A 2,726-nucleotide genomic window follows, 5' to 3' on the forward strand; every position below is an offset into this window, starting at 1 on the left:
TTGCCCTGAACCCGCCCACCCGCCTTCGGATCCGTGAAGAAGCACTCTCAGGCACGCTGGAAGCGCTGACCTCAGGCCAGGCAGACCTGGCCATCGGGGTGGCCATGGAGCCGTCCGCCAATACATCGGTACAGCACAAGACACTGGGCAGCATTCATTTCATCTACGCCGTCGCGCCGCATCACCCACTGGCAAAGGCCGCCGAACCGGTGACGGACGCGATGCTGATGCCCCACCGTGCGGTGGCCGTGGCGGATTCGGTGCAGCGGGGCAGCGGCATCACCGTGGGCCTGCTCGGTGGCCAGGACATCTTCACAGTGCCGGGCATGCAGGAAAAACTGCAAGCCCAGCTGCGGGGTCTGGGCGGTGGCTTTCTGCCCGAATACCTTGCCCGACCGCACGTCGCCACCGGCAGGCTGGTCGAGAAAAAAATGCAGCGCGCACCACGCCTCGTGCCCATGAGTTACGCGTGGCTGCGCGCCGTGGACGGCCAGGGCGGGCGTGCACTGCAGTGGTGGCTCAAGCAACTGGAAAATCCCGCCACGCGAAAAGCGCTGCTGGAGCGTGACCAGTCTGCATGAAAACCCGTAGTTACGCGCAATAACCACGCATGCGCTGCGGCTGCGTGTAGAGTGTGCGTAGAACAGCTTCCTGAAGTTTTCGTTTATGGTTGAGATGTGATGACATACGCCGGGACGCCGCAAACCGTTTGAATGACCCGCAGCACGCCCATTCGTCAAACCGCACAAAAGTACAAAGACATGACAAAAAAATCCATCCGATCCCCTGAATCCGCGGCCCCGCGCCGTATTGCCGTCATAGGCGCGGGCATTGCAGGCATCGCCTGTGCCCGCACCTTGGTGCAGGCAGGGCACCGCGTCACCGTGTTTGAAAAAAGCCGGGGCGCCGGCGGCCGGATGGCCACGCGCGAAAGCGAATTCGGCGGCTTTGACCACGGCACGCAATATTTCACCGTGCGCGACGCACGCTTTGAAAAGGCCCTGGCTACCGCTACCGGGCTGGTACGGCCCTGGAGCGCCAACACCGTGCGCATCCTCGATGAACTCGGCCGGGTAGTGGCCTCGGCCCTGCCGCCCAAGGAAGCCCACTGGGTTGCCTCCCCCGGCATGAACGCATTGGTCCGGCTGTGGGCCCAGCCTCTGGCGACTGCGGGGCAGCTCGCGCTTGAAACAGAAGTCATGCGGATCGAACCCGACAAACTGCACGCCGGGCAATGGCAGCTGCAAACCGAAGGGCCGGGCGCAGACAGCCGCGTGCATTCGGGTTTTGACACCGTCATTCTGGCGGTGCCGTCTTCGCAGGCGCAGGCCCTGCTGCTCAGCTCGCAACAGGCCAAGCCTCTGGTGACCGAGTTGTCAGAGGTCAGCGTGGCGCCCTGCTGGACGCTGATGCTGGCTTTTCCGCAAGCGATGCAGCCCACCATGGCGCATCTGGGCCCCCACTGGAATGCGGCGCGCAGCACGCACCATCGCATTGCCTGGCTGGCCCGGGAATCGTCCAAACCCGGGCGCAGCCCGATAGAACGCTGGACCGTGCAGGCCAGCCCGGAATGGTCCGAGCGCCACCTCGAAGACGATGCCGAGCGCGTCAAGGCCAAGCTGCTGAAAGCGTTTACTGAAGTGACCGGCATCCGCGCCCAGCCGCCGCATGCGGCGGTGCACCGCTGGCGCTACGCCCAGACGCAGCAGCCGCTGGGCAAAACCCACGCCTGGGACGCCAAATCTCGCATCGGCGCCTGCGGCGACTGGTGCCTGGGCCACCGCGTCGAAGACGGCTTTGTCTCGGGCCTTGAGATGGCCCTCGAAGTTTGTTAGCCCCCACGCTTGTCGCTTCGCGTACTACGCTGCCCCCCGAGGGGGCTGGCCTTGCTTGGGGCGGCCCGGCGCGGCGGCCGCCAGGTTAGCTTTCTCATAGTTTCTTCTGCTTATGGCCTCGGGCTACAAAGGTAGGTTTGCCCCTTCTCCCACAGGTCCGCTTCACGCCGGCTCGCTGGTGGCGGCGCTGGCCAGCTGGCTCGATGCCCGGGCGCACCAAGGCCGCTGGCTTGTCCGCATTGAGGATGTCGACACCCCGCGCTGCGTACCGGGCGCAGACCGCGTCATTCTTGAACAGCTCGCGTGCTGCGGCCTCGTGCCGGACGAGTTGCCGGTGTACCAGTCACAACGCGGTGCCCTGTACCAGAACGCCCTCGACTCGCTGATCACCCACGGCCTGGCCTATCCCTGTGCCTGCACGCGGCAGGACATTGCGCGGGCGCTAGCTGTTTCGGGGCAGCCGCGCGAACGCCATGGCGAACTGGTATACCCCGGCACCTGCCGCGGCGGGTTGCATGGCCGTGCCGCACGTGCGTGGCGGTTTTTGACACAGAATCGTGTACAAAATAATGCTCCAGCCCAATCAGGACACGCGCAAGCAGCTATGAATTCAATAGCATCCGACTTTGCCCCTCCGGCTACTGCGCAAGCAGAAATCACCTGGTACGACCGTCGGCTGGGCGCACAGGCGCAAGACGTCGGCCGGGAGGTGGGCGACTTTGTCCTCAAGCGTGCCGACGGCCTGTGGGCCTACCAACTGGCCGTGGTGGTAGACGACGCAGCCCAGGGCATCACCGACATCGTCCGCGGCGAAGACCTTGCCGACAACACCGCGCGGCAAATCCTGCTGCAGCGCGCACTCGGCCTGCCGCTGCCGCGCTACCTGCACAC

General features: G+C 65.0%; 3 protein-coding genes. All 3 read left to right on the forward strand.

Annotated elements, in window-relative coordinates; all coding sequences use genetic code 11:
• Window positions 1-581 (forward strand): LysR substrate-binding domain-containing protein (locus AC1D0Z_RS19100; RefSeq protein ID WP_477659766.1); only part of this gene is annotated, 581 nt, incomplete at its 5' end.
• A gap of 180 nt (window positions 582-761) precedes the next feature.
• Window positions 762-1,835 (forward strand): NAD(P)/FAD-dependent oxidoreductase, encoded by a 1,074-nt coding sequence (locus tag AC1D0Z_RS19105; RefSeq protein WP_477659767.1) that lies wholly within the window; start codon window positions 762-764, stop codon window positions 1,833-1,835.
• A gap of 112 nt (window positions 1,836-1,947) precedes the next feature.
• On the forward strand, window positions 1,948-2,726 hold a 779-nt coding region (gene gluQRS, locus AC1D0Z_RS19110; RefSeq protein WP_477659768.1), incomplete at its 3' end, for a tRNA glutamyl-Q(34) synthetase GluQRS.

The organism is Polaromonas sp. P1_E3, from assembly GCF_056405935.1.